Annotated in this window: 30 protein-coding genes and 1 tRNA gene; 20 read left to right on the top strand and 11 right to left on the bottom strand. The window is 64.9% G+C overall.

The features are described 5' to 3' along the window. The 4 genes from AC07M8_RS00245 to AC07M8_RS00230 all read left to right on the top strand — a co-directional run bounded on the left by AC07M8_RS00245 (window position 1) and on the right by AC07M8_RS00230 (window position 1,752). Entirely contained in the window at window positions 1-312 is a 312-nt protein-coding gene (locus tag AC07M8_RS00245; RefSeq protein ID WP_495172462.1) for a hypothetical protein, read from the top strand. Next, window positions 312-1,082, top strand: a complete 771-nt coding sequence (locus tag AC07M8_RS00240) for a hypothetical protein (RefSeq protein WP_495172461.1) — start codon at window positions 312-314, stop codon at window positions 1,080-1,082. The genes AC07M8_RS00245 and AC07M8_RS00240 overlap by 1 nt, the downstream gene beginning before the upstream one ends. Window positions 1,083-1,162: 80 nt before the next feature. Beyond that, window positions 1,163-1,465: a hypothetical protein gene (locus tag AC07M8_RS00235; RefSeq protein ID WP_495172460.1), complete on the top strand. Its 303-nt coding sequence runs from the start codon at window positions 1,163-1,165 to the stop codon at window positions 1,463-1,465. Further along, on the top strand, window positions 1,462-1,752 hold the full coding sequence (locus tag AC07M8_RS00230; protein ID WP_495172459.1) for a hypothetical protein: 291 nt from the start codon (window positions 1,462-1,464) through the stop codon (window positions 1,750-1,752). The genes AC07M8_RS00235 and AC07M8_RS00230 overlap by 4 nt, the downstream gene beginning before the upstream one ends. A 101-nt stretch (window positions 1,753-1,853) precedes the next feature. On the opposite strand, the gene AC07M8_RS00225 is transcribed toward AC07M8_RS00230, so the two are convergent. Continuing rightward, window positions 1,854-2,267: a hypothetical protein gene (locus AC07M8_RS00225; protein ID WP_495172458.1), complete on the bottom strand. Its 414-nt coding sequence runs from the start codon at window positions 2,265-2,267 to the stop codon at window positions 1,854-1,856. Window positions 2,268-2,314: 47 nt separating this feature from the next. On the opposite strand from AC07M8_RS00225, the gene AC07M8_RS00220 reads away from it, so the two are divergent. From AC07M8_RS00220 to AC07M8_RS00210, 3 genes are all read left to right on the top strand, one after another. Next, window positions 2,315-2,848, top strand: a complete 534-nt coding sequence (locus tag AC07M8_RS00220; protein ID WP_495172457.1) for a hypothetical protein — start codon at window positions 2,315-2,317, stop codon at window positions 2,846-2,848. Between the two features lie 77 nt (window positions 2,849-2,925). Next, on the top strand, window positions 2,926-3,327 hold the full coding sequence (locus tag AC07M8_RS00215) for a hypothetical protein (protein WP_495172456.1): 402 nt from the start codon (window positions 2,926-2,928) through the stop codon (window positions 3,325-3,327). Between the two features lie 864 nt (window positions 3,328-4,191). Next, window positions 4,192-4,731 carry a glycoside hydrolase family 108 protein gene (locus AC07M8_RS00210; protein ID WP_495172455.1) on the top strand — a complete coding sequence of 180 codons (540 nt, stop codon included), beginning with the start codon at window positions 4,192-4,194 and terminating at the stop codon, window positions 4,729-4,731. Here the strand turns inward: AC07M8_RS00210 and AC07M8_RS00205 are convergent, their stop codons facing one another. Then, complete coding sequence (locus AC07M8_RS00205) at window positions 4,732-4,941, bottom strand: hypothetical protein (RefSeq protein ID WP_495172454.1); 210 nt, start codon at window positions 4,939-4,941, stop codon at window positions 4,732-4,734. A 103-nt stretch (window positions 4,942-5,044) separates the two neighbouring features. Here AC07M8_RS00205 and AC07M8_RS00200 point away from each other — a divergent pair, with 103 nt between their 5' ends. From AC07M8_RS00200 to AC07M8_RS00175, 6 genes are all read left to right on the top strand, one after another. Next, a complete protein-coding gene (locus tag AC07M8_RS00200; RefSeq protein WP_495172453.1) occupies window positions 5,045-5,359 on the top strand; it encodes a hypothetical protein in 315 nt (104 codons plus the stop codon). 37 nt (window positions 5,360-5,396) lie between these two features. Then, the gene (locus tag AC07M8_RS00195) at window positions 5,397-5,639 is read left to right on the top strand and encodes a hypothetical protein (RefSeq protein ID WP_495172452.1); all 243 of its coding nucleotides are present in this window, start codon (window positions 5,397-5,399) and stop codon (window positions 5,637-5,639) included. A 15-nt stretch (window positions 5,640-5,654) separates the two neighbouring features. Continuing rightward, the gene (locus AC07M8_RS00190) at window positions 5,655-6,209 is read left to right on the top strand and encodes a hypothetical protein (RefSeq protein ID WP_495172451.1); all 555 of its coding nucleotides are present in this window, start codon (window positions 5,655-5,657) and stop codon (window positions 6,207-6,209) included. 87 nt (window positions 6,210-6,296) lie between these two features. After that, window positions 6,297-7,946 carry a hypothetical protein gene (locus tag AC07M8_RS00185; RefSeq protein WP_495172450.1) on the top strand — a complete coding sequence of 550 codons (1,650 nt, stop codon included), beginning with the start codon at window positions 6,297-6,299 and terminating at the stop codon, window positions 7,944-7,946. Window positions 7,947-7,950: 4 nt separating this feature from the next. Continuing rightward, window positions 7,951-8,226: a phage fiber-tail adaptor protein gene (locus AC07M8_RS00180; RefSeq protein ID WP_495172449.1), complete on the top strand. Its 276-nt coding sequence runs from the start codon at window positions 7,951-7,953 to the stop codon at window positions 8,224-8,226. A gap of 347 nt (window positions 8,227-8,573) precedes the next feature. Next, window positions 8,574-8,738 carry a hypothetical protein gene (locus AC07M8_RS00175; RefSeq protein WP_495172448.1) on the top strand — a complete coding sequence of 55 codons (165 nt, stop codon included), beginning with the start codon at window positions 8,574-8,576 and terminating at the stop codon, window positions 8,736-8,738. A gap of 255 nt (window positions 8,739-8,993) precedes the next feature. Here the strand turns inward: AC07M8_RS00175 and AC07M8_RS00170 are convergent, their stop codons facing one another. Beyond that, the gene (locus AC07M8_RS00170; RefSeq protein ID WP_495172447.1) at window positions 8,994-9,185 is read right to left on the bottom strand and encodes a hypothetical protein; all 192 of its coding nucleotides are present in this window, start codon (window positions 9,183-9,185) and stop codon (window positions 8,994-8,996) included. A gap of 319 nt (window positions 9,186-9,504) precedes the next feature. Further along, window positions 9,505-9,669: a hypothetical protein gene (locus AC07M8_RS00165; RefSeq protein ID WP_495172446.1), complete on the bottom strand. Its 165-nt coding sequence runs from the start codon at window positions 9,667-9,669 to the stop codon at window positions 9,505-9,507. 111 nt (window positions 9,670-9,780) lie between these two features. Between AC07M8_RS00165 and AC07M8_RS00160 the strand changes: the two genes are divergently transcribed. The 3 genes from AC07M8_RS00160 (at window position 9,781) to AC07M8_RS00150 (ending at window position 11,194) form a co-directional block, all read left to right on the top strand. Further along, window positions 9,781-10,035: an excalibur calcium-binding domain-containing protein gene (locus AC07M8_RS00160; protein WP_495172445.1), complete on the top strand. Its 255-nt coding sequence runs from the start codon at window positions 9,781-9,783 to the stop codon at window positions 10,033-10,035. 387 nt (window positions 10,036-10,422) lie between these two features. Continuing rightward, window positions 10,423-10,938 (top strand): DUF4760 domain-containing protein, encoded by a 516-nt coding sequence (locus AC07M8_RS00155; RefSeq protein ID WP_495172444.1) that lies wholly within the window; start codon window positions 10,423-10,425, stop codon window positions 10,936-10,938. Window positions 10,939-10,966: 28 nt separating this feature from the next. Next, the gene (locus tag AC07M8_RS00150; protein WP_495172443.1) at window positions 10,967-11,194 is read left to right on the top strand and encodes a DUF6471 domain-containing protein; all 228 of its coding nucleotides are present in this window, start codon (window positions 10,967-10,969) and stop codon (window positions 11,192-11,194) included. Between the two features lie 148 nt (window positions 11,195-11,342). Here AC07M8_RS00150 and AC07M8_RS00145 read toward each other — a convergent pair whose 3' ends face one another. From AC07M8_RS00145 to dapB, 4 genes are all read right to left on the bottom strand, one after another. Beyond that, window positions 11,343-12,233 (bottom strand): hypothetical protein, encoded by an 891-nt coding sequence (locus AC07M8_RS00145; RefSeq protein WP_495172442.1) that lies wholly within the window; start codon window positions 12,231-12,233, stop codon window positions 11,343-11,345. Window positions 12,234-12,909: 676 nt separating this feature from the next. Further along, a tRNA-Arg gene (locus tag AC07M8_RS00140) sits at window positions 12,910-12,986 on the bottom strand. A 37-nt stretch (window positions 12,987-13,023) separates the two neighbouring features. After that, window positions 13,024-13,698, bottom strand: a complete 675-nt coding sequence (gene nth / locus AC07M8_RS00135; protein WP_495172441.1) for an endonuclease III — start codon at window positions 13,696-13,698, stop codon at window positions 13,024-13,026. Continuing rightward, on the bottom strand, window positions 13,695-14,423 hold the full coding sequence (gene dapB / locus AC07M8_RS00130; protein WP_495173116.1) for a 4-hydroxy-tetrahydrodipicolinate reductase: 729 nt from the start codon (window positions 14,421-14,423) through the stop codon (window positions 13,695-13,697). Before dapB ends, nth begins: the two co-directional genes overlap by 4 nt. 435 nt (window positions 14,424-14,858) lie before the next feature. Here dapB and AC07M8_RS00125 point away from each other — a divergent pair, with 435 nt between their 5' ends. Further along, window positions 14,859-15,296 (top strand): hypothetical protein, encoded by a 438-nt coding sequence (locus AC07M8_RS00125; RefSeq protein ID WP_495172440.1) that lies wholly within the window; start codon window positions 14,859-14,861, stop codon window positions 15,294-15,296. 82 nt (window positions 15,297-15,378) lie between these two features. Beyond that, a complete protein-coding gene (locus AC07M8_RS00120) occupies window positions 15,379-16,083 on the top strand; it encodes an NAD-dependent deacylase (RefSeq protein WP_495172439.1) in 705 nt (234 codons plus the stop codon). 209 nt (window positions 16,084-16,292) lie between these two features. Here AC07M8_RS00120 and era read toward each other — a convergent pair whose 3' ends face one another. The 3 genes from era to lepB form a co-directional block, all read right to left on the bottom strand. Further along, entirely contained in the window at window positions 16,293-17,192 is a 900-nt protein-coding gene (gene era / locus AC07M8_RS00115; protein WP_495172438.1) for a GTPase Era, read from the bottom strand. A 226-nt stretch (window positions 17,193-17,418) separates the two neighbouring features. Then, the gene (gene rnc / locus AC07M8_RS00110; RefSeq protein WP_495173115.1) at window positions 17,419-18,087 is read right to left on the bottom strand and encodes a ribonuclease III; all 669 of its coding nucleotides are present in this window, start codon (window positions 18,085-18,087) and stop codon (window positions 17,419-17,421) included. Further along, a complete protein-coding gene (gene lepB, locus AC07M8_RS00105) occupies window positions 18,084-18,905 on the bottom strand; it encodes a signal peptidase I (RefSeq protein ID WP_495172437.1) in 822 nt (273 codons plus the stop codon). Before lepB ends, rnc begins: the two co-directional genes overlap by 4 nt. A 185-nt stretch (window positions 18,906-19,090) precedes the next feature. On the opposite strand from lepB, the gene pgi reads away from it, so the two are divergent. Then, window positions 19,091-20,587 carry a glucose-6-phosphate isomerase gene (gene pgi / locus AC07M8_RS00100; protein WP_495172436.1) on the top strand — a complete coding sequence of 499 codons (1,497 nt, stop codon included), beginning with the start codon at window positions 19,091-19,093 and terminating at the stop codon, window positions 20,585-20,587. A 75-nt stretch (window positions 20,588-20,662) separates the two neighbouring features. Further along, entirely contained in the window at window positions 20,663-22,018 is a 1,356-nt protein-coding gene (gorA, locus tag AC07M8_RS00095) for a glutathione-disulfide reductase (protein WP_495172435.1), read from the top strand. Window positions 22,019-22,055 lie beyond the last annotated feature (37 nt).

Here is a 22,055-nt window from a genome sequence, read left to right as displayed (position 1 = left end):
ATGGGCCAGGGCGTAGAGGGCTACAATCCCGTCCTGGGCGCGGGGCCCATATTCAGCGAAACCTCCTACGCTGGCAACTTCCTGGGGTCCTTCAGCACCGGTGGGCAGGCCTCCGGGTCGATCACGGACGCGCGCATGATCGGCCTGCGGCTTGTGTACTTCAGCCCGCAGAACCTGAGCTTCTACGGCGGTCCTCAGGTGACTCTTAACAGCAGCACTGGGCAGATCAGCTGGAACTACGCGATCACGGTGAACGGCAACATAGCCGCGCCGTCGATCCCGTCGGAAACGATATACTACGGAGGCTACTGATGCCCGAGGGCTTTCAGACCCTGACTCCGGATGGCTACCGCCAACTGGACAACACCATGGTCTTCCCCAGGCTGGAGCAAAAGTGGGTGCTCGACGAGACGGGGTGGGCCGCCGACTCCGCCTTCGGCTACCCGTCCATGGTCCTATCCAGAACGCTACAGTACGCCGGGCTGTCGATGGCCAACTCCCCGGTTGTGGCCCTGACGTGCGCGACGGGCACCTTCGCGTACGTCAGCGACAACGGCAGCGGGGGCGTGCAGGTGAAGGTCTACCGCACGACGGGGGCCGGAACCCCGGCCGTGACAGTCTTCCTGTTCTCGACCAGGCCGCCCCCGGACCCGGGTTACGGCTGGGCGCTGTACAACAACGGGGCCATAGTGTTCTCGCTCCTCACGCCGATCCTGCGCCCCCTCGGAACCTACGACCAGACCGGCTACTCGGGAGTCAGCCTGGCCGGCCGCTCCTGCGCGCACGTCCCGCAGCGGCTAGCTCGCAACTACTCCCGAGACGTGTCGTGGGGCGGTCTCGGGTCCTGCACGGCCTCGGGGCCGTCGGGCTCCACCCAGCCGGGATACCAGCAGCGCTACGTCGAGAACTATTCCGTCCAGATGGTGTCCTGCACGGGGAGCACTTTGGGGCAGGCGGTCCCCCAGGCCACCACCCCGCAGCAGCCGCTCGGCGGCTGCTCCCTCAGCCAGGGGGCGGCAAGCAGCACAGGGTACTACACGACCAGCTTCCGGTCCCTCATCGTGGACGTCACGAACTACTGAGCTCTTGGCCCTTCGGCCGTGACCGTAGCCTAGGCCACGAAGCTATGCCCTGATCCTATCCAAGCAAGGAGAGATAGACCGTGAACGACGCGCCCCCGGCACCGAACACCGACCAGCTGGCCCAGCTCTCGTCCCAGCTGCACGAGGCCACCGAGCGCACCCAGCTCTTCGAGCGCCGATACAACCAGGAGCTGCAGCGGGGCCTGGGTGTGGAGCTGGCCGGGCAGAAGGCCGAGAACCTCTGCGCTCGCCTGCAGCAGGAGGCCGATCAGATGCGCCAGCGCATCGCAGAGCTGGAGGCTCAGCTCGAAGCCGCAACCGTCACCATCGCGGACGATCAACCTCTCAGCATCCACCACCAAGCCCAGGAGAACGACCAGTGACCGACGCAACCGCCACTTCCGACAACTCCCTCCTCGCCATGGCGCAGGCTGTCATGGATGCCGAGCTTGAGGCTATCGAGCAGATCCAGGCAGCCATGGATGCGCACGACGAGCAGCTCGGCGCCATCGATGCCGAGCTGACGCTTCCCGCGGGCTTCCCGTCCAACGCCAAGCGCATCCTCGGCGAGCTACGGTCGCAGGCGAACTACCGGCGCACTCAGGAGCTGCCCCAGCTTATTGCGGCGATGCGGCCTGCCGCAGCCGCCGACGGTCCGCGCCCCGCCTAAACAGCGGGCCGCGCTTGGGCGGCTGCTTTACCTCCGACATCAGGAGCACGCATGAACAACAGCAGCTTCGCGGTCCAGGCGGCCTGTTCGGGGCATCGCGCCTACTTGAGTCGTTTCTGCCGACGCGTGCGCACGTGGATGTGCTCGCGCCTAGGGGGGAAGCGCAGGCGAAACCAGAATGACGATGCCGCCTCTCCGATCGCCGGCCAGCATTTAGCTAGCATGACGACGATCGTTGGCGGGATCAGCGTCAGCGCGACTTCAATCGCGGTCGCGGTAGGTGTCCAAGGCCAGTCCGACACATAGTAGCGGGTAAAGTCCGAGACCTCGTTCAGCGCCTCGAGCCCGGCCACAGGCGCCAGCGGTAGGAACGACCTCAATGGCCTGCGCATCAGCCGGCCGAATACCACGAGCAGCAGCAGTCCGACGACCACGTGAAGGCTCCAGTGGGTCAGGTGCACCGTAGCGCTAAGCCAGTCTTTGAATGCTTCCCAGGCGAGCACGATTCCGAACATCCCCGCCCTTTCTCCTCAATGCCCCGACGAGTCCATCGGAGACACGCATGAACAACAGCAGCTTTGCGGTCCAAGCGGTCGCGAAAGGGCCGATGACGGTCGCGCCGCCCAGCTTCGACGGCCATGGCTGGCTGGTCGTTATCAACCTTGCCGGGTTCACCTCCGGCTTTGTCGTCTCGCTCATGCTGGCCTGTAAGATGGCCCGAGACATTTGGCTCAATCGAGCCTGCGACAAGCTTCACCACCCGGTTACCGTGTGGCGGGCGTTCGGAGGCACGGTAAGCTTGGCCATGGCCATTCGCTTCGGTCCTGCCGCCATGGTCCTGTGGGGCTGGGACCCGACGGCTGCCGCCTCGACCGCCTGGCTGCTGACACTGCAGCGGCTCACTGACCCGATCGCGTTCACCCTTGGCCTGCTCGCCCTCGCCCTGTTCGAGATCTCCGGCAAGGGCATGGCCAGCCACCTCAAGCGGCGTCCATTGCCGATGCGGCTTTGGGCTTCCCGCGAACAGCTCAAGCGCCCTGCCGGCATCGTCCTCCTCAGCCTGATCGCGGCGATCGGCGTGGTGTCGACCCGCTGATGTGGCGCTTCATCGTGTCCGCAGGAGCGGCACTCCCGGTAGCGGCTGCGGCCATTGCGAGAGACAAGGCGGCGACCGTGCAGGTATCAACCCCCACCATCTGGAACCTGCTCGGCTATCCTTTCGAGGCGGGCAGCATGATCGCGGGCCTCTGCGCCTGCCTCGCCGTCCGCTTCTATGTCAGCCAGGAGGCCCGAAAGGATCACCGCTGGAACGTCGACCTACCGGTCTCGGTGCTCACGCTGCTGTTCACCGCGGGCATGATCATCCGCCTGCGGCCCGAGCCATTCTGGGCGCTGGTCTACGGCACCGGGCTAGGTTCGGCCGGCGTGCTGATCATCAGCGCGTGTCTCGCCTGGGTGAAGCGCGGGAGCGACCTGTTCCAGCCTCCCGGGCAGCCCGACAACGGGCGCCGCACCGATCCGGCTGACGAGGCCGCGATCAACAAGGCCATGGGCGACCTGCACAAGATCGACTGAGGATATGGCGCCCCCACCCGTATGCCCATCGGGTGGGGCGCCAGACCTAAGGTCTCGCAGACTTCGGCCGTACCGGTCACATTAAAAGCAGCGCATGCGCTGTCAACGTAGTTAACATGCGTGAAGCGCCCCGCAGGAGTAGCGGCTCTGGCGGGGCGCTGGGCTCATCACCGGGGAGATATCAGCCCATGCCTATAATGCCCGCGGCGCTATGGCGTTCCGGACGGTTAGGCGCCCAGCCGCTGATGAACCGGCCGGGCGCCAGAGGCGCGCTATGTGACGGCAGCGCCTCTGCCGACCTGTCTAATGTACAATGATGAACCTGGGCCAAACGGCGCGGCCGATGGCGCACATCGATGCAGGATTGCACCACCTAAGCTGTTGCTGCTGGGGGAACGCTCCGCCTGTCCGTAGTGACACAGGAGCAGACGAAGCGCCGAGATTTCGCAATCTCCTGTCCCGGATAGGGTTGTTTGATTTAATGAAGGGTTAGCGCCGGAGCATATGGCGCCCCGCTTACCCTCCCGGTCCTAGCGGGGCGCCGAGGCGCGCCATGTGGTGGCAGCGGCCTCCGGAGGTTTCTAGCGCATCGCATCGGGATGTCGAGGAGACGCCCCGCCAACTCGTAGTGACACAGAACGGGCGGGGCGTCGGACCGGCCGGGGGGATGGCTTGGCCCTCCTGACGCAAATCCTGACCGACCATACTGTTCCGCAGCCCACCTGCTGAACGTCCCGCAGCGCGTGGTCAAAGGCATGCTGCGGGACGCTGGCCGCACATTACGGCCAGGGCGGGCCTACTTGGGCGCCCCGCCCTGCTCAACGTCTTCAACCGGAAGGAATTTCGATGACAACAATCGATCAGATGATCGATGGCTTGGTCGTGCGCGAGGGCGGCTACGTCAATCACCCCGCTGACCATGGCGGCCCTACCTGTTGGGGCATCACCCAGGCTAAGGCCCGCGAACACGGCTACACCGGCGACATGCGCAACTTGGCGAAGAGCAAGGCGCGCGAAATCTACTGGCAGGATTTCGTCACGGTGCCGGGCATCGACCTGCTCGCGAAGCGCTCGCTGAGGCTGGCGGCCGAGGCGCTCGATACCGGGGTGAACATGGGCGCGCCTTGGGGCGTCATGTTCCTGCAGACAGCACTCAATGCGCTAAACACCGGCGGGATCGATTGGCCAGATATCGCCAAGATCGACGGCAACTATGGCGGCAAGACCGATGCGGCGCTTGCTGCCTGCCAGAAGCGGCGTGCTACCGAGCAGTGGGAGGACGTGCTGCTGATGGCGGTAAATGTTCAGCAGGGCGCTCGCTACCTGGGCATCATCGCACGAAGTCCAACGCAGGAGGCATTCGGCTGGGGCTGGCTGAGAAATCGCGTCCTGCTCGCTGCTTGATCAGCTCAAGCGCTGCGCCCGCTCTTCTTCGACCAGACGCGCCGCTTCCACCAGCTGCCCTTGTGCCTGACAGGCGCTCTCTAGCAGTCGATCGCTCGTATCAGCGGCTGCCTGCGGGCTCATCGAATAAACCACGCCGCCGGGCCCGGTAACGGTGACGACACCCTCCGTCGCGCTCACGTCGGACGGGGTCTCGTGAACTTCGGCCATCTGGTCACTCCTTCAGAGCAGCAACGCAGTGGCCGCCTGAACGGTCCGCTTCGAGCACGCCTGCGTGCCCATGCCCACCCTTCATCACCAACGGAGAACACCCATGAAGATCCTCGGCTTCACCATCACTCGTAAGGCGGTCATCCCCGTCGCTGCCACGGCACTCACCCGCGCGGTCGCCGCGGTCGCGGAGGCGGGCAATCCGATCGGCGACGCCGCGATCGCCGCGGTCACCGCAATCGAGAGCCCCACCCTCACGGGCGCCGAGAAGAAGGCGCAGGTGATCGCCGCCATCAAGCCAGTGATCATCGCCGAGGCGGCCAAGGGTGGCCTGAAGGCCATCGTCGATGACGTCGAGCACTTCGCCGGCATGGTCGTCGAGGAGGTGTCGCCCAGATCAAGCAGACCTCGCTGCTGACGATCGCGACCGCCCTCCTGAAGCTGCTCAAGCTGGCATGAGCGGCACCGGCCGTGTCGTCGTGGTCTACGGCGGCACGGTCCCCAACACCGGCAAGGCCGCGCGCGTCGTCCAGGTAGATCCCGACGGCGGCGGCAAGCGGCTGCTCTTCTTCATCCCCATCGGGATCGATCCTCTCGTCGGCGCCGCCATCAGCTGGGGTCCGCATCACGCGGAGTTCGCCGGCCGGCGCGTCGCGAAGCTGAGCAACGAGATCGACCCCAACGCTCCCCTCACCTGATCACCGGAGACCATCATGACGCTTCAGCTTTCCACTGCCGCGCGCAACGGCCTGCTCAGCGGCCTCATTGCCGCGGTCGGCGCCGGCCCGACTTTGCAGATTCGCAGCGGCACGCCACCCGCGAACACCGCTGCCGCGGCGACGGGCACGCTGCTCGCCTCGCCTGTGCTCCCATCGACTTGGATGGCGGCGCCAGCCAGCGGCATCGCAGCCAAGGCCGGAACCTGGGAGGACACTGCGGCGGACGCGGCTGGCGATGCGGGTCATTATCGCATCGTAGCCACGGACGGCACGGTTCACCTCCAAGGGCTGGTCTCGGAGCCGTGGGCCGCGTCCAAGTCGTACCGGGTGGGACAACAGGTCCATCTCAACAACGCGGTCTACCGGGCAACGGCAGCAGGCACGTCGGCAGCAAGCGGCGGCCCTACCGGCACCGGTGCCAGCATCACGGATGGAGGCGTCAATTGGGCATATCTTGGCAGCCAGGACATGGCACTCGACAATACCAACTTCGCGGCCGGGCAGGACTTCGTCGTCACCGCCTACAGCATCACGGCACCCAACCCGTGATCCGCGCCATTCTGATCACGCTGATCGCGGCAGCGTGGAATGGCCTCTCCCGACGCGATCCCTCCCGCTACTTCGATAGGTAGATAGATGGCGCTACGGCGGTGGACGGCGAACGATCAGCCGAGCAAGCCGTCGGCTTGGGTCGACACCCAGGTCGACGGCTCGATCACGCGCGACGCGAACGGCGTGGTCTCGGCCGTCGCTATGCAGGGCGCGGCGGGCGGGACGCTGTCCCAGCCAACCGCTGCTCAGCGGCCATCGTATGATCCAAAGGCCTTTGGCGGCGCGCTGCCGGGACTGGTCTACTCATCGTCGACTGTTCAGAAGCTCTATGGCGGAACCAGCGTCGCCGATGCGCAGCCTTTCACGCTGGTGCTGGTGTTCCAGACAGCGGCTACCAGGCGCAACTATCAGATCATCTTCGACACCGCGGCAGACGGCAACGGCAACCGCGCGATCTTCTTCGGGCGTCGCAGCGACTCCAGCGCCGGCAACTTCGTCGCTTATGCCGGGTCTAACTCGGCTATCCCGAACACGACCGGCGCCAGCACCAAGTTCGTCGTCGTCATGGAGTACAACGGCAGCTCCTCGCGCGCTTGGATCAACGGCGTCCTCACGACGGGGATGAACCCGGGGACGTTTGGCGCCCTGATCGGGCTGGCGATCGGCGGCGGTGACAGCGAGACCGCCTTCAGCGGCGCGTTCGCCGAGGCGGTGCTCTACACCAACATCTTCACAGGCGACGACTTCGACCGCCTGGCGCAGGGCACTGCCTGGAAATGGGGCATGCAGGACGTCATCCCGAACGGGGCGACGTACAAGACCGACCCGCCTATGGTCGATGACGGCATCAGTTCGGCCATCAGCGGTAGCGCGGCGACCACGCTCGGCTCGCTCTCGATCGCCGCCTCGGCTGCGCTGCTGATCGCGGGCGCCGGTGCCACGACGCTCAGCGGGGTCGGTGTCGCCGCTACCGGCGTGGCGCCGATCCGTGCGGCGGCGGCGGGCAGCCTCGGCGCAATCTCGGCTAGCGGCGCCGGGTCGGCCATCATCCAAGCTTCCGCGGCGGCGGCCCTGCAGGCGGTCACGTCCCAAGCATCCGGGCAGCTGCCCGTCACCAGTGCTGCGTCGAGCCCACTGGGCAGCATCAGCGTGGCTGCGGCCGGCATCTTGCCGATCCGCGGCGCGGCGTCCGCGCCCCTTGATCATATCGCCACCTCCGCGGCCGGCGAGCTCGACATCCACGGCACTGCTGCGTCGACGCTTGCCGCCGTCACCGTCGATGCTCGAGCCGGCGGGGTACAATCCGCCAGCGGCACTGCCGCGGCCACCCTCGGGTCGGTCACCGCGGCAGCTATCGGCTCGGCGCGCATCGCCGCTGCGACCGTCGCGACGCTCGGGCCGGTGCAAGCAACTGGCGCCGGTACCTCGAAAATTGCAGCGACGATGGCGGGCCAGCTGGGCATCGTCACCGCCTCTGCCGTCGGCATGGTGCCCCTGCGCGCTGCCGCAGCAGTAGCTCTCGGCTCGATCACCGTCGCCAGCAACGCGCGGCTGCCCATCAGGGCGACAGCTTCTGTCACCCTTCAGCCGATCGTCAGCACCAGCGCGGGCGGCGTGGAAGATGCCGGCCGTCCGGTGGTCACCACCCCGCTCGAGCGAATCGTCCGCGTGCCGGCGCAGCTGCGCCTGGTTCGCGCGATCGCGCATCCCCGTATCGTTTTCGCCAGAGGATAAACGCATGCTGATATGGCCGACCAAGCGGGTCGACGAGGTGCTCGACTATCAGATCGACTGGACCGATCGGCTCGACGGCGAGGAGATCGTGGCTCTGTCGGCAACGGCTGTGCCCCGCGGCGACATCGCGGAGCTTGACCGCGATACAGCTGTCGCCGGTGCCGTGCAGACCGTATGGCTTAAAGGAGGGCGACTTGGCGTCGGCTTCATTGACGTCACCGTGCAGACCGCTTCGGGGCGGGTTCACGGAGAGGCGATTCAGATCGGTATTGCTCAGTAGAGGGCGGCTGCTCTGGAGGCGGCGGGTCGTCGCCCTGGTCCATGTCCTCTTCGATCAGCACCCGCAGACCAAAAGCCTCGAGCGCGCCGTCGCCGACATTCTCACCCCGCATGAGCCGTGTCACGAGGTATGGCAGCTGATTGGGTTCAAGGATCGCGCGGGTGTTGATCCGGGTGAGGTCGCCATCGATGTGAAGGGAGAAGAGGCGCGGCAGGCGGGGCATGCGGCCTTAGAACGCAACGGGAACAGATTCGGCAAGCGCTATCTGCCAGGCGCTGTTGAGCCATATATCATGTTAAAGCCGGGTTCACTCCAGCCGACTATGACAGCAGTCTCGGGAGACAGGAATGACCCATCAAGAACAGTCGCTTGAGCTCCTACGGGCCGCCATGCGCCTACAAGATGAACATGGCAGCGCCATCATCGCCGCGCATATCTGCTACGCCATCGATTTGCTCGAAGAGGGCACGGTAGAGGCCTACCCCCAGGCGCCCGACCCTCTACTGCACTGAAGTAATAAGCCAGTTAACGTGCTCCAGCGCGTGAGCGATTTCAGATGCGGCGTAAGAGTGGTGGCCAGCCTGCAACAGGTGCAAAGCTTCAGTCAAAATGTCTCGTAATGTCAGCAAGCGGTCCAGGTTCATGCTCATGCCTGCAACTACGCCCGAGCGCCGCTCAGGATGCTCGAATTAACCGAAATCTATACGATTTCGCTGCGCGCCTGCTTCGCACCATCTCAACTGCGCACATAAGCAGCTAGCTCGAGGTCAGCGATCAAACCGCGACATGCGACTGTAGCCCAGCGGGGTCAGCTCCCAGCGCCCGCGCAGCCTGATCAGGCTCTTGGTCGCCAGCCCGTCGAGCAAGCCGCCCTCCGTTTCCTCTGGGATAGCCCACCCCTGCCCGTCGTGCTCTGCCGCGTCGATTGTCGCCTGTTCAGCGTCGCTGATGTCGTTCATCCGCTCAGGCTACGACTTTCGCAGGCTCAAGCCCAGTTTGGTTCTGCGGCCCATGATGGCGGACTTGCTACGTCCCAAGGCTACGGCGATCGCCGGCACCTTGTGCCCCTCTTCGATCATCGTTTGGAAGCGGTAGTCATCGTCTTTCGACCACCTTGGGTGCAGTCTAGGCTTCGGTTCGTCGGGCATCAGCACCGCTCGACGCACCAGCCTGGATTAGTATCCAAGATCAATGAGCGCTTCGCCCAGCCGGTGAGTCGCTTTATCTTCGGTCATGACGCGAGCATAGACACCGCGCGTCGACCGGCACAAGCGAAGCTCAGCGGGCGGGCGAACGCAGCCCAATCACCGCGGCGACGATCAACGCCGCGCCAAATGCCAGCAGGGTCATCACCAAGCTAGTCATATGCACCCCTACCCTGCCCCGTTGCGAATGCCAGACTTGAATGGAGCGAAGCCAGCGCCAGCCGGTGAGTCGCTTCATCTTCGGTCATACTATCAGCCTCTCATGACGCGATTAGTAAAGCTACGCTTTGTTCACGCTCGACCGGTACGCCTCACTCCCTCGACAGTCCTTGCTTGGTGATGTGCCACGATGACGCGTTTCGCTCGCCTAACCGCTTCTCTGTCAGCCCTCACCTTCATGAGCGCGTGGGGACTCACGGGAGGGACCCCAAAGCACGCCGCGGGCGGGACCGATGCCGCAGCTATCGAGGACTCGGCTTACTATCCGAACTGCAAGGCCGCGTGGGCAGCTGGTGTTGCCCCAATATACCGGGGCCAGCCTGGCTACCGAAACGGCATGGATGGTGACGGTGACGGGATCGCCTGCGAGCCTTACCGGCGGTAAGGTAGCGACCAGCCCATCACAGCTTTCTCGCGGCTCTGCCCGCCAGCCTACGGCTTCTGTACTATTTTCGGACCTGGTCGGCACTTCCCGCAGGGCTCCGCGTTGACGCCGGTACCCGGACGATATAGGCTTAAAAACGTAACGACGGTGCTGCTGATTGTAATCATATGTGATACAGGTGGTTAAACCTTCGTTAATCGTTCCTATGTAAGATAGGGCAACTGATTGAGGGGTGACAGACCTCGATAGCCGGAGAGAATGAGGAGACCGATATGATCATCGCTAATGCTCGGGAGAGCTGGGGCGGTCTGAAGATCGCCCGTTAATAGCACCCCAACTTTTCCCATGATAAGAGGCCTCTCGGTAAACTCCGGGGGGCCTTTTTTCATGGATTCTAGTCTGCTGGGCGCTTGGTGGCAGGTACTTACGGCCATTGCAGTCGCAATCGTCGCAGGAATCATCGCTATATGGGGAGTGCAGTCGCAACGTGCAATTTCTCGGCGTACGCTCACATTTTCCCATCTAGGCGACATCGACACAGATAAGGACATGATCGAAGCGCGGAAGACCTTCATTACTGAGGCCCAAAAGCCCGAAGGGCTGACCCCTTGGGCTGAGAAGGGCAAGGAACACACCCCGGAATGCCAAGCCATTCGCCTAGTACTTAACGAATTTGAGCTGGTGTCAGTCGGCATTCAAATGGGGACGGTGGACTACGAGTTCTACAAGCGTTACCATCGGGGCACAGTTATTAAATACTGGTACGCCGCCGCGCCTTTTGTATATTCGGTCAGACAGCAGGTCGGTTCTAAAACTATTTACCATGAATTCGAGGAGCTTTACCGATCCTTCGAATCCGATCGACCTCCTCACCGCAAGTTCTGGTTTCTTAAAATCCGGTAGCTTCAAACGCTAGAAGGCGAGTCATCCATTGAACGGCAGCAATCAAATAAGCTGGGAAAAACGGGTCAGCGCTACTCTAAAGGCAGAACTGAAAAGAAAAGGTGTTACGTACGCGCAACTGGCTGAAAAGCTTAAAGCTATTGGCGTCACGGACTCAGAGCCCAACATCAGAAATAAACTGTCCCGTGGCAAATTCACTGCCGTGTTCATGTTTCAGTGCCTCCAAGCTATCGGAACAGAATCCCTGAGGCCTTAGCTTTAGCCGTAGTCGTCCAGTCGACACCCGACGAACGCGTGGAGGTGGTTGAGCGCTTCGCCCAGCCGGTGAGTCGCTTCATCTTCGGTCGCACCCCTCTTTGCTGATCGAGCTTTTATCGAGCAAGATTTGTTGCGACTTAGGCACATCAAGGGTGCGGAGGAGGTTCGGGGTCGCAGAACACCGATCTTGGCCCCGGGTCGTTACGGGGCCTCGGCTTACAAGGCGTTCTTGACGGTAGCTGCCAATGAGGTGGCACGTCGGGGATTATGTGGACTACCGTGTCGCCATCATTCGTAAAGAGATAAAGTCCAGTCGCGGTTTTATAAAGCGACTTGTCTGCGCCCGCAAATATGGGTCGACCGATGATCTTTCTTCCCGAAACGACAAAATACTCGTCTTGCAGAATAGGCGTGCGATAAGCTGAGAGAAACAGCCAGTCCCCCAACGCAAAGGGTGAAAGCAACGCGGCTATGCTTGCCGGAATTACCCAGATCATTGCTTTGCGCCCTGCCACGAACTCAGCGAAGCCGACACATGCCGCAACGACAAACGACAACGCAAATGCTGACCATGGACGCGCATCGGTGTTGGTCAATAAGAGAGCCACGATCAGAAACAGGCTACCTATGCCCAGGAGGAGAGATGATATCCGGCGCAATTTGCCAATTGGTAACGCTGGTTTCTCTTTCGCATCTTCAACCGGCGGCCATCCTGCGATCACGCCGACGAGTACGGACGGCACGGCCAGCGCACCTGCAAGCATGATCAGCGCTGCGACAGAAAATAGCACAGTCCCCAGCGAGCCAATAACCCATGCCGCAGCGTGGCTTACATGATCTGAGATGCTGAACGCCGGCATAAACTGCAGGCCGACCGTCCAGAAAAAGCCGACCTCAACGGCAAACGTCAGTAAATAATAGACTGTCGTCATAACGGCTATGACCGTTAACAATCTCTCGATGCCAGTCGGCTTCGTTCCCGGATTCATGTTGCCACTATATACCGCTACACGCGCAATGCACTCGGGTTGGATCATCGCGCCTACTCCGGTTCGACTAGGTGCCTTCCGAGGCTCATGCCGGCACCCCGTCGTGCTGCGGGCAAGGGTCCGCCTTCGATGCGTGAAGGTGCCTCCAAGTGCGTCCCGTGCGGAGCATGGCTATCGCCGAGCCGGAAACGCCGAACTGCTCAGCGAAGTGACGGGCGGGCAGCGGTGAGCGCAACGCTTCGATCGCCTGTTGTTCGGTCATCTTGGTCGCCGGATTGCGCTCGCCGACATGATCAGGGGGCCAGTGCGGCATCCTGTTTCGGGCGACAGCGTCGCATGCGTTATCGCTCGACGAGCCCCAACGCAGATGTCTCGGATTGCAGCAGCGCCGATTGTCACATGAGTGAAGCGCAAGATCGCGCGCTGGTGGAAAAGCACCCATGGCAGACGCGAGGGCGTATCTGTGGGCACGAACCTTTCGCCCGCCTACGCTTAGTTGGCCATATCCTCCTTGATTGATCGAGCCGCTCCATGGCCAACAATCATCGTGGCCACCGACACTGACGCTCGCCCAGAACCGCGCCAAGGCATCTGGGTGAAAGTCGCCCGCCGTCATGCCGTGGCTCCCGACATAGGAGCCGCAATGCGGATGTTCCGCCGAGCCTCACCGGACTGGCACCGGAATAAGGATTTTACCGGAAGGGCGTAAACGACTGATTTGTGGTGGTGCACCCGACTGGATTCGAACCAGTGGCCTCTGCCTTCGGAGGGCAGCGCTCTATCCAGCTGAGCTACGGGTGCCTGGAGGAGCGCGCGTAGCAAAGTGGATGCGCGCGCGCTAGCCGTTTATCGCAGCTGGCGTGCCGGACTTGGTGGCGGGCGGCGGCGTCTTGGGCTTGTAGGCGCACAGATCGGCGACGATGCAGCGCCAGCATTCGGGGGTGCGCGCCTTGCAGACGTAGCGACCGTGGAGGATCAGCCAGTGATGAGCGTGAAGGCGGAACGGCTGCGGCGTCGCCTTGTCGAGCTTCAGTTCCACCGCGAGCGGGGTCTTGCCGCGTGCCAGCCCGGTGCGGTTGCCGACGCGGAAGATATGGGTGTCGACCGCGAAGGTCTCGGCACCGAAGGCGACGTTGAGCACGACGTTGGCGGTCTTGCGCCCCACGCCCGGCAATGCCTCGAGCGCCGCGCGATCGTTCGGCACCTCGCCGCCATGATCGGCGATCAGCGCCCGCGACAGTGCGATCACGTTCTTGGCCTTGGTGTTAAACAGCCCGATCGTCTTGATGCGCTGTTTCAGCCCCTCCTCACCGAGCGCGACCATCTGCGCCGGCGTCGTCACCTCGGCGAATAGGCGCCGAGTCGCCTTGTTGACGCCGGCATCGGTCGACTGCGCCGACAGCGCCACCGCGACCACGAGCTGGAACGGGTTGCCATAATCCAGCTCGGTCTCGGGATGCGGGTTCGCTTCCGCCAGCCGGTGGTAGAAGTCGACGACGTCGGCCTTTTTCACAGTTCCAGCACGTCGCCCATGACATAGCGCCCCGCCGGCTGCCCGGCGAGCCACAACGCCGCCTTGACCGCCCCCTTGGCGAAGATCGACCGGTCCTGGGCGTGATGGCTGAGCGTCAGCCGCTCGCCGTCGCTGGCGAAGATCACGTCGTGATCGCCGACCACCGAGCCGCCGCGCAGCGACGCCATGCCGATCGTGCCCTCGCTGCGCTCGCCGACCAGCCCGGCGCGGCCGTCAACGCGCACTTCGGACAACGTTGTCCCGCGTCCCTCGGCGGCGGCCTCGCCGAGCAGCAGCGCGGTGCCCGAGGGCGCATCGACTTTGTAGCGATGGTGGCTTTCGAGGATCTCGATGTCCCAGTCGGGGCCGAGCCGCGACGCCGCCTCGCGCACCAGCAGCCCGAGCAGGGTGACGCCGAGCGAGGTGTTGCCGGTCTGGAGCACCGCGATGTCGGCGGCGGCGGCATCGATCGCGGCATGCTGGGCCGGGCTGAGGCCGGTGGTGCCGATCACCAGCGGCGTCCCCGCGGCGCGCGCCGCGGCAAGATGATGGTCGAGCGCCGAGGCCACCGAGAAATCGACCAGCACGTCGCTGGCGCGGGCGAGCATCGCCGCATCGCCATCCGCATCGGCGCCGCCGGCGAAGGTCGCGCCCTCGGCATCGATCATGTCGGTGATCGCCCGCCCCATCCGCCCGCGGCTGCCATAGATGCCGATCGCGGTCATGCCGCGCCGCCCGGTCGAGCGGACGCGTGGTTGAAGCACGCGGGACGATGGGACGGAGAAGCAAGATGGCGGGTCATCACCGCTGCTCCTTGGCACGAAAGCGCGCGCCGGCGACAGGGGGCGGAACGCTTTTTGTTTGTCGATGACGCGCCACGGCGCGTTTCACCCTGCGGTGACAAGTTGAGGAAGTTGAGATCAGCCAGCGGACTCATCAACGGCCATCGTTTCCAATTGCGCGACAATGAGAAGGAGCGCGGAGTAGATGGGCTTGTACCAGTTGGTAGCCGTGTAGGATAGCGGCCGCGGGCCGAGTGGCACGCAGTTGGGCGAGGCGCGGCTGATCAGGCCGCATCCACTCACGCCGCCACTTACGCCGCCACTTCCGCCGATTGCAGGCGGGGGCGGGTGGCATATAGTCGCTCCATGAGACCAGTCGTGACCCTTGTGCTCCTGTCCGCTTGCGTCGGCGCCGCTCTCCCCTCCACCGCCACCCGCGCGGCGCCCGGCCCGGCGCAACGCGAGGGCACGGCTGAAGGCCCGCCCGTGCGCGAGATATATGATCCGCAAGACGGACCGTTCATCGTCCGGCTGGACTCGCGCGATCAAGTCGATCGAGCGGCATATGCCGTCATCGCGAACGCCGTCAGGATGTGGTCGGCTCCGGGGTTGCGAGCCTTTGAAATATGTTTCCGAGCCCAGCAGAGGACAGTCGCCTGGGATAAGTCAAACACGGCGCTGAAGACGGTTGCACATGAACTGAAAGCCCTCGGTGCCGAGGTCGTGGTCATGCCGAACGCTGGGCTTTGTCAGTCGTCCTATCGTCCCAATTGGCCTGGCCCCTATGTCGAGATCACGGGCATGGTTCGGATTTAATCATGGCAGTGGTCGACCGATGGCATAGACCGCTGTCAGGGAGCTCACGCCGTTTGCCCTATTATCTACCGGTACCTGAAGCATGACACCGCACTTCAACATCGTCATCCTCACCGGCGCCGGCATCTCCGCCGAAAGCGGGATCGCGACCTTTCGGGGTCCCGGTGGCCTTTGGGAGGGGCACAGGGTCGAGGATGTCTGCACGCCCGAGGCGCTGGCCGCCGATCCGGTGCTGGTGCATCGCTTCTACGACCTGCGGCGGGCGGCGCTCGGCCATGTCACGCCCAATGCGGCGCACCAGGCGCTCGCGCGGCTCGATGCCGCCTGGCCGGGCGAGCTGCTGATCGTCACGCAGAATGTCGACGACCTCCACGAGCGCGCCGGTACGCGGCGGGTGCTGCACATGCATGGCGAGCTCAACGCGGCGTTGTGCGCGGCGTGCGGCGAACGCGGGAGCTGGACCGGGTCGCTGCCGCCGAACACCGTGTGCGCCGCGTGCGGCCGCGCGGCGCTGCGGCCGGACATCGTGTTCTTCGGCGAAATGCCTTACCAGATGGAGCGGATCGAGGCGGCGGTGGCGAGCGCCGATCTGTTCGTCTCGATCGGCACCTCGGGGGCTGTGTATCCCGCCGCGGGGTTCGTGCAGATGGCTGCGGCTTATGGCGCGGACACGCTGGAGCTCAACCTCGAGCGGTCGGCGGGGAGCGGTTATTTCGCCGAGACGCGGCTGGGGGCGGCCGGCGTGCTGGTGCCGGCGTGGGTGGATGAGCTGCTCGCCGCGGTGTGAGCCCTGGCGGGACGTGGCATCACGTCGCGGTCCTCCAGTCGCGGGAGACCCCAGCTTGCGCTGGGGTGACCATGGGCGACCTTGCCCGTTCGGTTCGTGCTGAGCCCGTTCGTGCTGAGCGTGTCGAAGCACATGAGGCTCATGCCCTTCGACAGGCTCAGGGCGAACGGAGAAGGTGGAGCCGGACGGCCCCCGCCTCGCCGCCCCGCTTACTCGACCCAGTCGAGCCCCAGATCGCGATACACCTCGCGGTCCTCGTCCCAGCCCGGCTTGACCTTGACGTGCAGGTAGAGGTGCACCGGCCGGCCCATGATCGCGGCTAGCTCGGTGCGCGCGCGCTCGCCGATAGTCTTGATCCGGCTGCCGCCCTTGCCGAGCACGATCGCGCGCTGGGTGGGGCGCTCGACCAGGATCTGCTGGTGAATCTCCACCGACCCATCCTCGCGCTCGCTGTACTTCTCGGTCTCGACCGCGCTCGCATAGGGCAGCTCGGCATGGAGCTGGAGGTAGATCTGCTCGCGCGTCACCTCGCTGGCGAGCGCGCGCTCGGTGGCGTCGGACACCTGGTCCTCGGGATAATGCCAGGGCCCGGCGGGCATCGCCTTGGCGAGCGCGTTCTTCAGTTCGGGGAGGCCGTCGCCGGTCGCCGCGCTGACGAACCAGGTGTCGGCGAAATCGACCAGCGCGTTGAGCTTCTCGGCGTGGAGCAGCAGCTTGGGCTTGTCGGCGACATCCACCTTGTTGAGGATCAGGATCTTGGGCTCGGGCCGGTCCTTCAGCGCCTCGGCGATCGCGGTCACCTTGCTGCCGATGCCGCCCTTGCCGTCCACCACCAGCGCGAGCAGATCGGCGCCTTCGGTGCCGCTCCACGCCGCCGAGACCATCGCGCGATCGAACCGCCGCTGCGGCTCGAAGATGCCGGGGGTGTCGACCAGCAGGATCTGGGCGTCATCCTGGATGGCGACGCCGAGCAGCTTGGTGCGGGTGGTCTGCGCCTTGGGGCTGACGATCGCGACCTTCTGGCCGACGAGCGCGTTGACCAGGGTGGACTTGCCCGCGTTCGGCGCGCCGACGACGGCGACCAGGCCGCAATGTTGGGTATCGTTCATCGTCGCTGCATAGGGCCAAGCGCCTGCAAACGAAAGCTGACGCGGTTGGGCGGCGACTCGGCTGGGGGCGGCGTACAAAGCGCGGGGCCCCGCTTCCGCCCCCCACAGCCTTCGTCATCCTGAACTTGTTTCAGGATCCATGGCCCGCAGGTTGCACCAGGCGGCGCCTGTAGGTGATGGATGCTGAAACAAGTTCAGCATGACGAAGAGAGAAGGAAGGCGCGCCCTACCCCTGCACCTTCTCGAGCAGCGCCTTGGCGGCGGCGGTTTCGGCTTCCTGCTTGTTGGCGCCGGTGGCGGTCGCCTCGGCGAGGGTGCCGATCTTGACCTGGACGGTGAAGCGCGGCGCGTGATGCGGGCCGGAGCGATCGATCACCGCATAATGCGGGACGGCGCGGCCGGCGGAGGCCGCCCATTCCTGGAGCTGTGACTTGGGATGCTGCGGCGCCTTGCCACCGCGCTGGACGCGGGCGCCCCAGGCGCCGCGGATGAAGCTGCGCGCCGCGTCCAGCCCGCGCTCACGATACCAGGCGCCGATCAGCGCCTCCATCACGTCGCCGAGGATATTGTCGCTGTCATAGGCGCCATCGTCGCGCGCCTGCTTGCCGAGCCGCAGATGCGCGCGGACGCCGAGCTCGCGCGCGACGTTGGCGCACACCGCGCCGGTCACCAGCGAGTTGAGCCGCTTGGAAAGCTGCCCCTCGGGCTCGGACGGAAACAGTTCCCACAGCCATTCCGCCATCACCAGCCCGAGCACGCGATCGCCGAGGAACTCGAGCCGCTCGTAATTGTCGGCGGCCTGGCTGCCATGGGTCAGCGCGCGCTCGAACGGGGCGGGATCGTCGGGCTGGCTGCCGAAGGTCTGGGCGAGCCAGGGGGCAAGCTGGTCGCTCAGAACCCTTCTCCGATCCGGTTCCAGCGCGCCGCCGAGAACCAGGTCCAGGGCTTGATCAGCGATGCCGAGCCATCGGTGGAGAAGAAGCCGACCACCGCTTTCCCCTCGATCCGGTCCATCGGGATGTAGCCCATGCCCTCGGGCGGGGCGAAGCGGCTGTCGGCGCTGTCGTCGCGATTGTCGCCCATCAGGAACACGTCGCCGGCGGGGACGGTGTAGAGCCCGGTATCATCGGCCTGGGGGATCTCTGCCTGGTCGAGCACCATGTAGCTGCGCCCGCCCGGCAGCGTCTCGCGGAAGCGGGGATAGCGGCAGATCGGCTTGCCGGCGGCATCGACGTCCTGGAACGCGGTGTCGCACTTCGACGCATCGAAATTGGGGGTGAGCGGCAGCACGAAATCGGCGACGCGCTGCTTGGGGATCGGCGTGCCGTTGAGGATCACCTGGCCGTGGGTCACCTGTACGGTGTCGCCCGGCAGGCCGATCACCCGCTTGATCACGTCGTGATCGTCGGGCCCCGGCGAGCGGAACACGACGACGTCGCCGCGCGTGGGGGTGTGGCCAAGGATCCGCCCGGGAATCAGCGGCACGCCGCCCGGCAGCGACCAGCGCGAGAAGCCGTAGTTCCACTTGGAGACGAACAGATAGTCGCCGATCAGCAGCCGCGGCAGCATCGATTCGGAGGGGATCGAGAAGGGCGCGAAGATGAAGCTGCGCACGATCAGCACGATCAGCGCGAGCTTGAGCAGAAAGCGCAGCGTCTCGCCGGTTTCGGAGCGGACGGCCGGCTTGCCGGCGGCGGGCGTGGAGGTAGCCATGGTCGAGAGGCGTGGCGCGACCGCCTGCCGAGGTCAAGGGCCAGGTCGAGTGGAGCCTGTTGCCCGCTCGACCGTTCGGGCAACCGTTCGGTGCCTGCTTGTCGAACCCCCGCCCCTGCTTCTACCGAGGGCAAGAACACCCGCGTCGCACACGGCTCGGGCAATTGGATGGAGTTAGCCTAACCATGAGCGACTGGTCTGCGATCGAGGCCCTGCCCTCCCCCAAGCTCGTCGAACTGTTCGACGCGGATAGCGAACGACTGTCGAAGCTGAGCCTCGACGTCGCCGGCATCCACTTCGACTGGTCGAAGACCCATCTCACCACCGAGGCGATCGACGCCTTTGCCGCGCTCGCCAAGGCCAAGGACCTGGCCGGCAAGCGCGACGCGATGTTCGGAGGCGAGCATGTCAACGTCACCGAGGACCGGCCGGTGGAGCACACCGCCGAGCGCGGCGAGGGCAAGGCCGAGAGCGTCGCCACCGCGCGCCAGTTCCATGACCGGATGCGCGCGCTGATCGACGCCATCGAGGCCGGCGCGCTGGGCGACGTGCGCCACGTGCTCCACATCGGCATTGGCGGCTCGGCGCTGGGCCCGCACCTGCTGGTCGACGCGCTCGGTCGCGAGGACAAGCGCTACGACGTCGCGATCGTCTCCAACGTCGACGGCGTCGCGCTCGAGGATGCGATCAAGGATTTCGATCCTGCGGCGACGCTGCTGGTGCTCGCCTCCAAGACCTTCACCACCAAGGAAACCATGCTCAACGCCGAATCGGCGCTGCAGTGGATGACCGAGCATGGCGTCGAGGACCCTTATGGCAAGGTGATCGCGCTCACCGCCTCGCCCGACAAGGCGATCGAATGGGGCGTCGACGAGACGCGCATCCTGCCGTTCGCCGAGGGTGTCGGCGGGCGTTATTCCTTGTGGTCGTCGATCGGCTTTCCGGCGGCGATCGCGCTCGGCTGGGGGGCATTCGAGGAACTGCTCGAGGGCGCGGCCGAGATGGACCGCCATTTCCGCCTCACTGCGCTGCACGAGAACGCACCGGCGATCGCGGCGTTCGCGGATCTCTATTACACCCAGGTCCGCCATGCCGAGACCCGCGCGCCGTTCGCCTATGACGAGCGACTCCGGCTGCTGCCGAGCTATCTCCAGCAGCTCGAGATGGAATCGAACGGCAAGGGCGTTACCGTCGACGGCCAGCCGGTCGGCCGGCCGACCGCGGCGATCACCTGGGGCGGCGTCGGGACCGATGCCCAGCACGCCGTGTTCCAGCTGCTCCACCAGGGCACCCACCTCGTACCCGTCGAGTTCATCGCGGTGATCGAGCCGGGCGATACGCTCGCCGAGGATCACCATCGCCAGCTGCTGCTCAATGCCTTCGCGCAGGGCGCGGCGCTGATGAAGGGCAAGCAGGTCGACGATCCCGCGCGCAGCTATTCGGGCGACCGTCCGTCGTCGACGCTGCTGCTCGACGTGCTCGATCCGCGCACGCTCGGCGCGCTGATCGCCTTCTACGAGCATCGCGTGTTCGTGAACGGCGTGCTGCTCGGGATCAACTCGTTCGACCAGTTCGGCGTCGAGCTCGGCAAGGAGATGGCCAAGGCCGCCGACCAGGGCGGGCAGGAGTTCGATCCCTCTACCGAGGATCTGATCCGTCGTGCGGGGTTCGCCTCGGCCTGAACCGTTCCCATATAGAGCCTTAACGGGGGCCGGGCTTGGCCAAGCCCGGCCCTTTTTCGCATACGGAGACCTTCCATGGCGGACAGCCAGTACGACTACGACCTCTTCGTCATCGGCGCCGGCTCCGGCGGCACGCGGGCGAGCCGGGTGGCCGCCGCGCATGGCGCGCGGGTCGCGGTGGCGGAGGAGTATCGCGTCGGCGGCACCTGCGTGATCCGCGGCTGCGTGCCCAAGAAGCTGCTGATCTACGGCGCCCATTTCGCCGAGGACCTCAAGGACGCCAAGCGTTTCGGCTGGCAGGTGCCCGACGATTGCGCGTTCCACTGGCCGACGCTGCGCGACAACGTGCTGGAGGAGGTCGACCGGATCAACGGCGCCTACACCCAGACGCTCGACAGCCATGGCGTCGAGATCATCAAGCAGCGCGCGGTGGTCACCGGCCCGCACAGCGTGCAGCTGGCCGACGGCACCACCAAAACCGCCGAGCGCATCCTGGTCGCGGTCGGCGCGCATCCGGCGATCCCCAACTGCCCCGGCCACGAATTCGGCATTACCTCCAACGAGGTGTTCCACCTCGACGCGCTGCCCAAGCGCGTGCTGATCGCGGGCGCCGGCTATATCGCCAACGAATTCGCCGGCATCTTCCACCAGCTCGGCAGCCACGTGATCATCATGAACCGCACCCAGGATATCCTGCGCGGCTATGACCTCTCGATCCGCGACCGGCTGCTACAGATCTCGATCATGAAGGGCCTCGAATTCCGCTTCGACGCGCAGTTCGAGCGAATCGAGAAGGACGACGACGGCTGCCTCACCGTGTCGATGTCCGGCCACGAACCAGTGACGGTGGACATGGTGATGTTCGCCACCGGGCGCGTGCCCAACACCCGCGGACTGGGGCTCGAGAGCGCCGGCGTCGAGCTCGATCACCTGGGCGCGATCAAGGTCAACGAGCGGGCGCAATCGAGCTGCGAGAGCATCTATGCGATCGGCGACGTCACCAACCGGGTGCAGCTCACCCCGGTGGCGATCCGCGAGGGCCAGGCGTTCGCGGATACCGTTTATGGCAACAAGCCGACGCTGGTCGATTACGACAACATACCCTCGGCGGTGTTCAGCCATCCGCCGCTCGCCGGGGTGGGACTCACCGAATCGCAGGCCAAGCAGAAGCTCGGCTCGGTCGCGGTCTATTCGTCGGACTTCCGGCCAATGAAGAACGTGATCGCCGGCCGCAACGAGCGCGCGCTCTACAAGATGGTATGCGACGGCGAGACCGGGCGAATCGTCGGGCTGCACATGATCGGCCCTGACGTACCCGAAATACTGCAGGCCGCGGCGATCGCGGTGAAAGCCGGCCTCACCAAGGAGCAGTTCGACGCCACTGTCGCGCTGCATCCGACCATGGCCGAAGAGCTGGTGCTCATGAAATAGGCAGATTGCACCTATTATGTTGCAGATTCGCCACGCT

It is taken from the genome of Sphingomonas sp. GW821-FHT09E03 (assembly GCF_059416225.1).
The sequence above is the reverse complement of the archived record's forward strand: the minus strand, read 5'-3'. Positions and strand labels throughout refer to the sequence as shown.

Excerpts from the sequence above, each read along its gene's own strand:
- AC07M8_RS00205 (WP_495172454.1), bottom strand. The coding sequence starts at position 4,941 with ATGGCCGAAGTTCACGAGACCCCGTCCGACGTGAGCGCGACGGAGGGT.
- AC07M8_RS00210 (WP_495172455.1), top strand. The coding sequence starts at position 4,192 with ATGATCGATGGCTTGGTCGTGCGCGAGGGCGGCTACGTCAATCACCCC.
- AC07M8_RS00185 (WP_495172450.1), top strand. The coding sequence starts at position 6,297 with ATGGCGCTACGGCGGTGGACGGCGAACGATCAGCCGAGCAAGCCGTCG.
- AC07M8_RS00160 (WP_495172445.1), top strand. The coding sequence starts at position 9,781 with ATGACGCGTTTCGCTCGCCTAACCGCTTCTCTGTCAGCCCTCACCTTC.
- AC07M8_RS00245 (WP_495172462.1), top strand. The coding sequence starts at position 1 with ATGGGCCAGGGCGTAGAGGGCTACAATCCCGTCCTGGGCGCGGGGCCC.
- AC07M8_RS00165 (WP_495172446.1), bottom strand. The coding sequence starts at position 9,669 with ATGAAGCGACTCACCGGCTGGCGCTGGCTTCGCTCCATTCAAGTCTGG.
- AC07M8_RS00155 (WP_495172444.1), top strand. The coding sequence starts at position 10,423 with ATGGATTCTAGTCTGCTGGGCGCTTGGTGGCAGGTACTTACGGCCATT.
- AC07M8_RS00240 (WP_495172461.1), top strand. The coding sequence starts at position 312 with ATGCCCGAGGGCTTTCAGACCCTGACTCCGGATGGCTACCGCCAACTG.
- dapB (WP_495173116.1), bottom strand. The coding sequence starts at position 14,423 with ATGACCGCGATCGGCATCTATGGCAGCCGCGGGCGGATGGGGCGGGCG.
- pgi (WP_495172436.1), top strand. The coding sequence starts at position 19,091 with ATGAGCGACTGGTCTGCGATCGAGGCCCTGCCCTCCCCCAAGCTCGTC.
- AC07M8_RS00180 (WP_495172449.1), top strand. The coding sequence starts at position 7,951 with ATGCTGATATGGCCGACCAAGCGGGTCGACGAGGTGCTCGACTATCAG.
- gorA (WP_495172435.1), top strand. The coding sequence starts at position 20,663 with ATGGCGGACAGCCAGTACGACTACGACCTCTTCGTCATCGGCGCCGGC.
- AC07M8_RS00225 (WP_495172458.1), bottom strand. The coding sequence starts at position 2,267 with ATGTTCGGAATCGTGCTCGCCTGGGAAGCATTCAAAGACTGGCTTAGC.
- AC07M8_RS00190 (WP_495172451.1), top strand. The coding sequence starts at position 5,655 with ATGACGCTTCAGCTTTCCACTGCCGCGCGCAACGGCCTGCTCAGCGGC.
- AC07M8_RS00145 (WP_495172442.1), bottom strand. The coding sequence starts at position 12,233 with ATGATCCAACCCGAGTGCATTGCGCGTGTAGCGGTATATAGTGGCAAC.
- AC07M8_RS00175 (WP_495172448.1), top strand. The coding sequence starts at position 8,574 with ATGACCCATCAAGAACAGTCGCTTGAGCTCCTACGGGCCGCCATGCGC.
- AC07M8_RS00170 (WP_495172447.1), bottom strand. The coding sequence starts at position 9,185 with ATGAACGACATCAGCGACGCTGAACAGGCGACAATCGACGCGGCAGAG.
- AC07M8_RS00220 (WP_495172457.1), top strand. The coding sequence starts at position 2,315 with ATGAACAACAGCAGCTTTGCGGTCCAAGCGGTCGCGAAAGGGCCGATG.
- AC07M8_RS00200 (WP_495172453.1), top strand. The coding sequence starts at position 5,045 with ATGAAGATCCTCGGCTTCACCATCACTCGTAAGGCGGTCATCCCCGTC.
- era (WP_495172438.1), bottom strand. The coding sequence starts at position 17,192 with ATGAACGATACCCAACATTGCGGCCTGGTCGCCGTCGTCGGCGCGCCG.
- AC07M8_RS00120 (WP_495172439.1), top strand. The coding sequence starts at position 15,379 with ATGACACCGCACTTCAACATCGTCATCCTCACCGGCGCCGGCATCTCC.
- lepB (WP_495172437.1), bottom strand. The coding sequence starts at position 18,905 with ATGGCTACCTCCACGCCCGCCGCCGGCAAGCCGGCCGTCCGCTCCGAA.
- AC07M8_RS00195 (WP_495172452.1), top strand. The coding sequence starts at position 5,397 with ATGAGCGGCACCGGCCGTGTCGTCGTGGTCTACGGCGGCACGGTCCCC.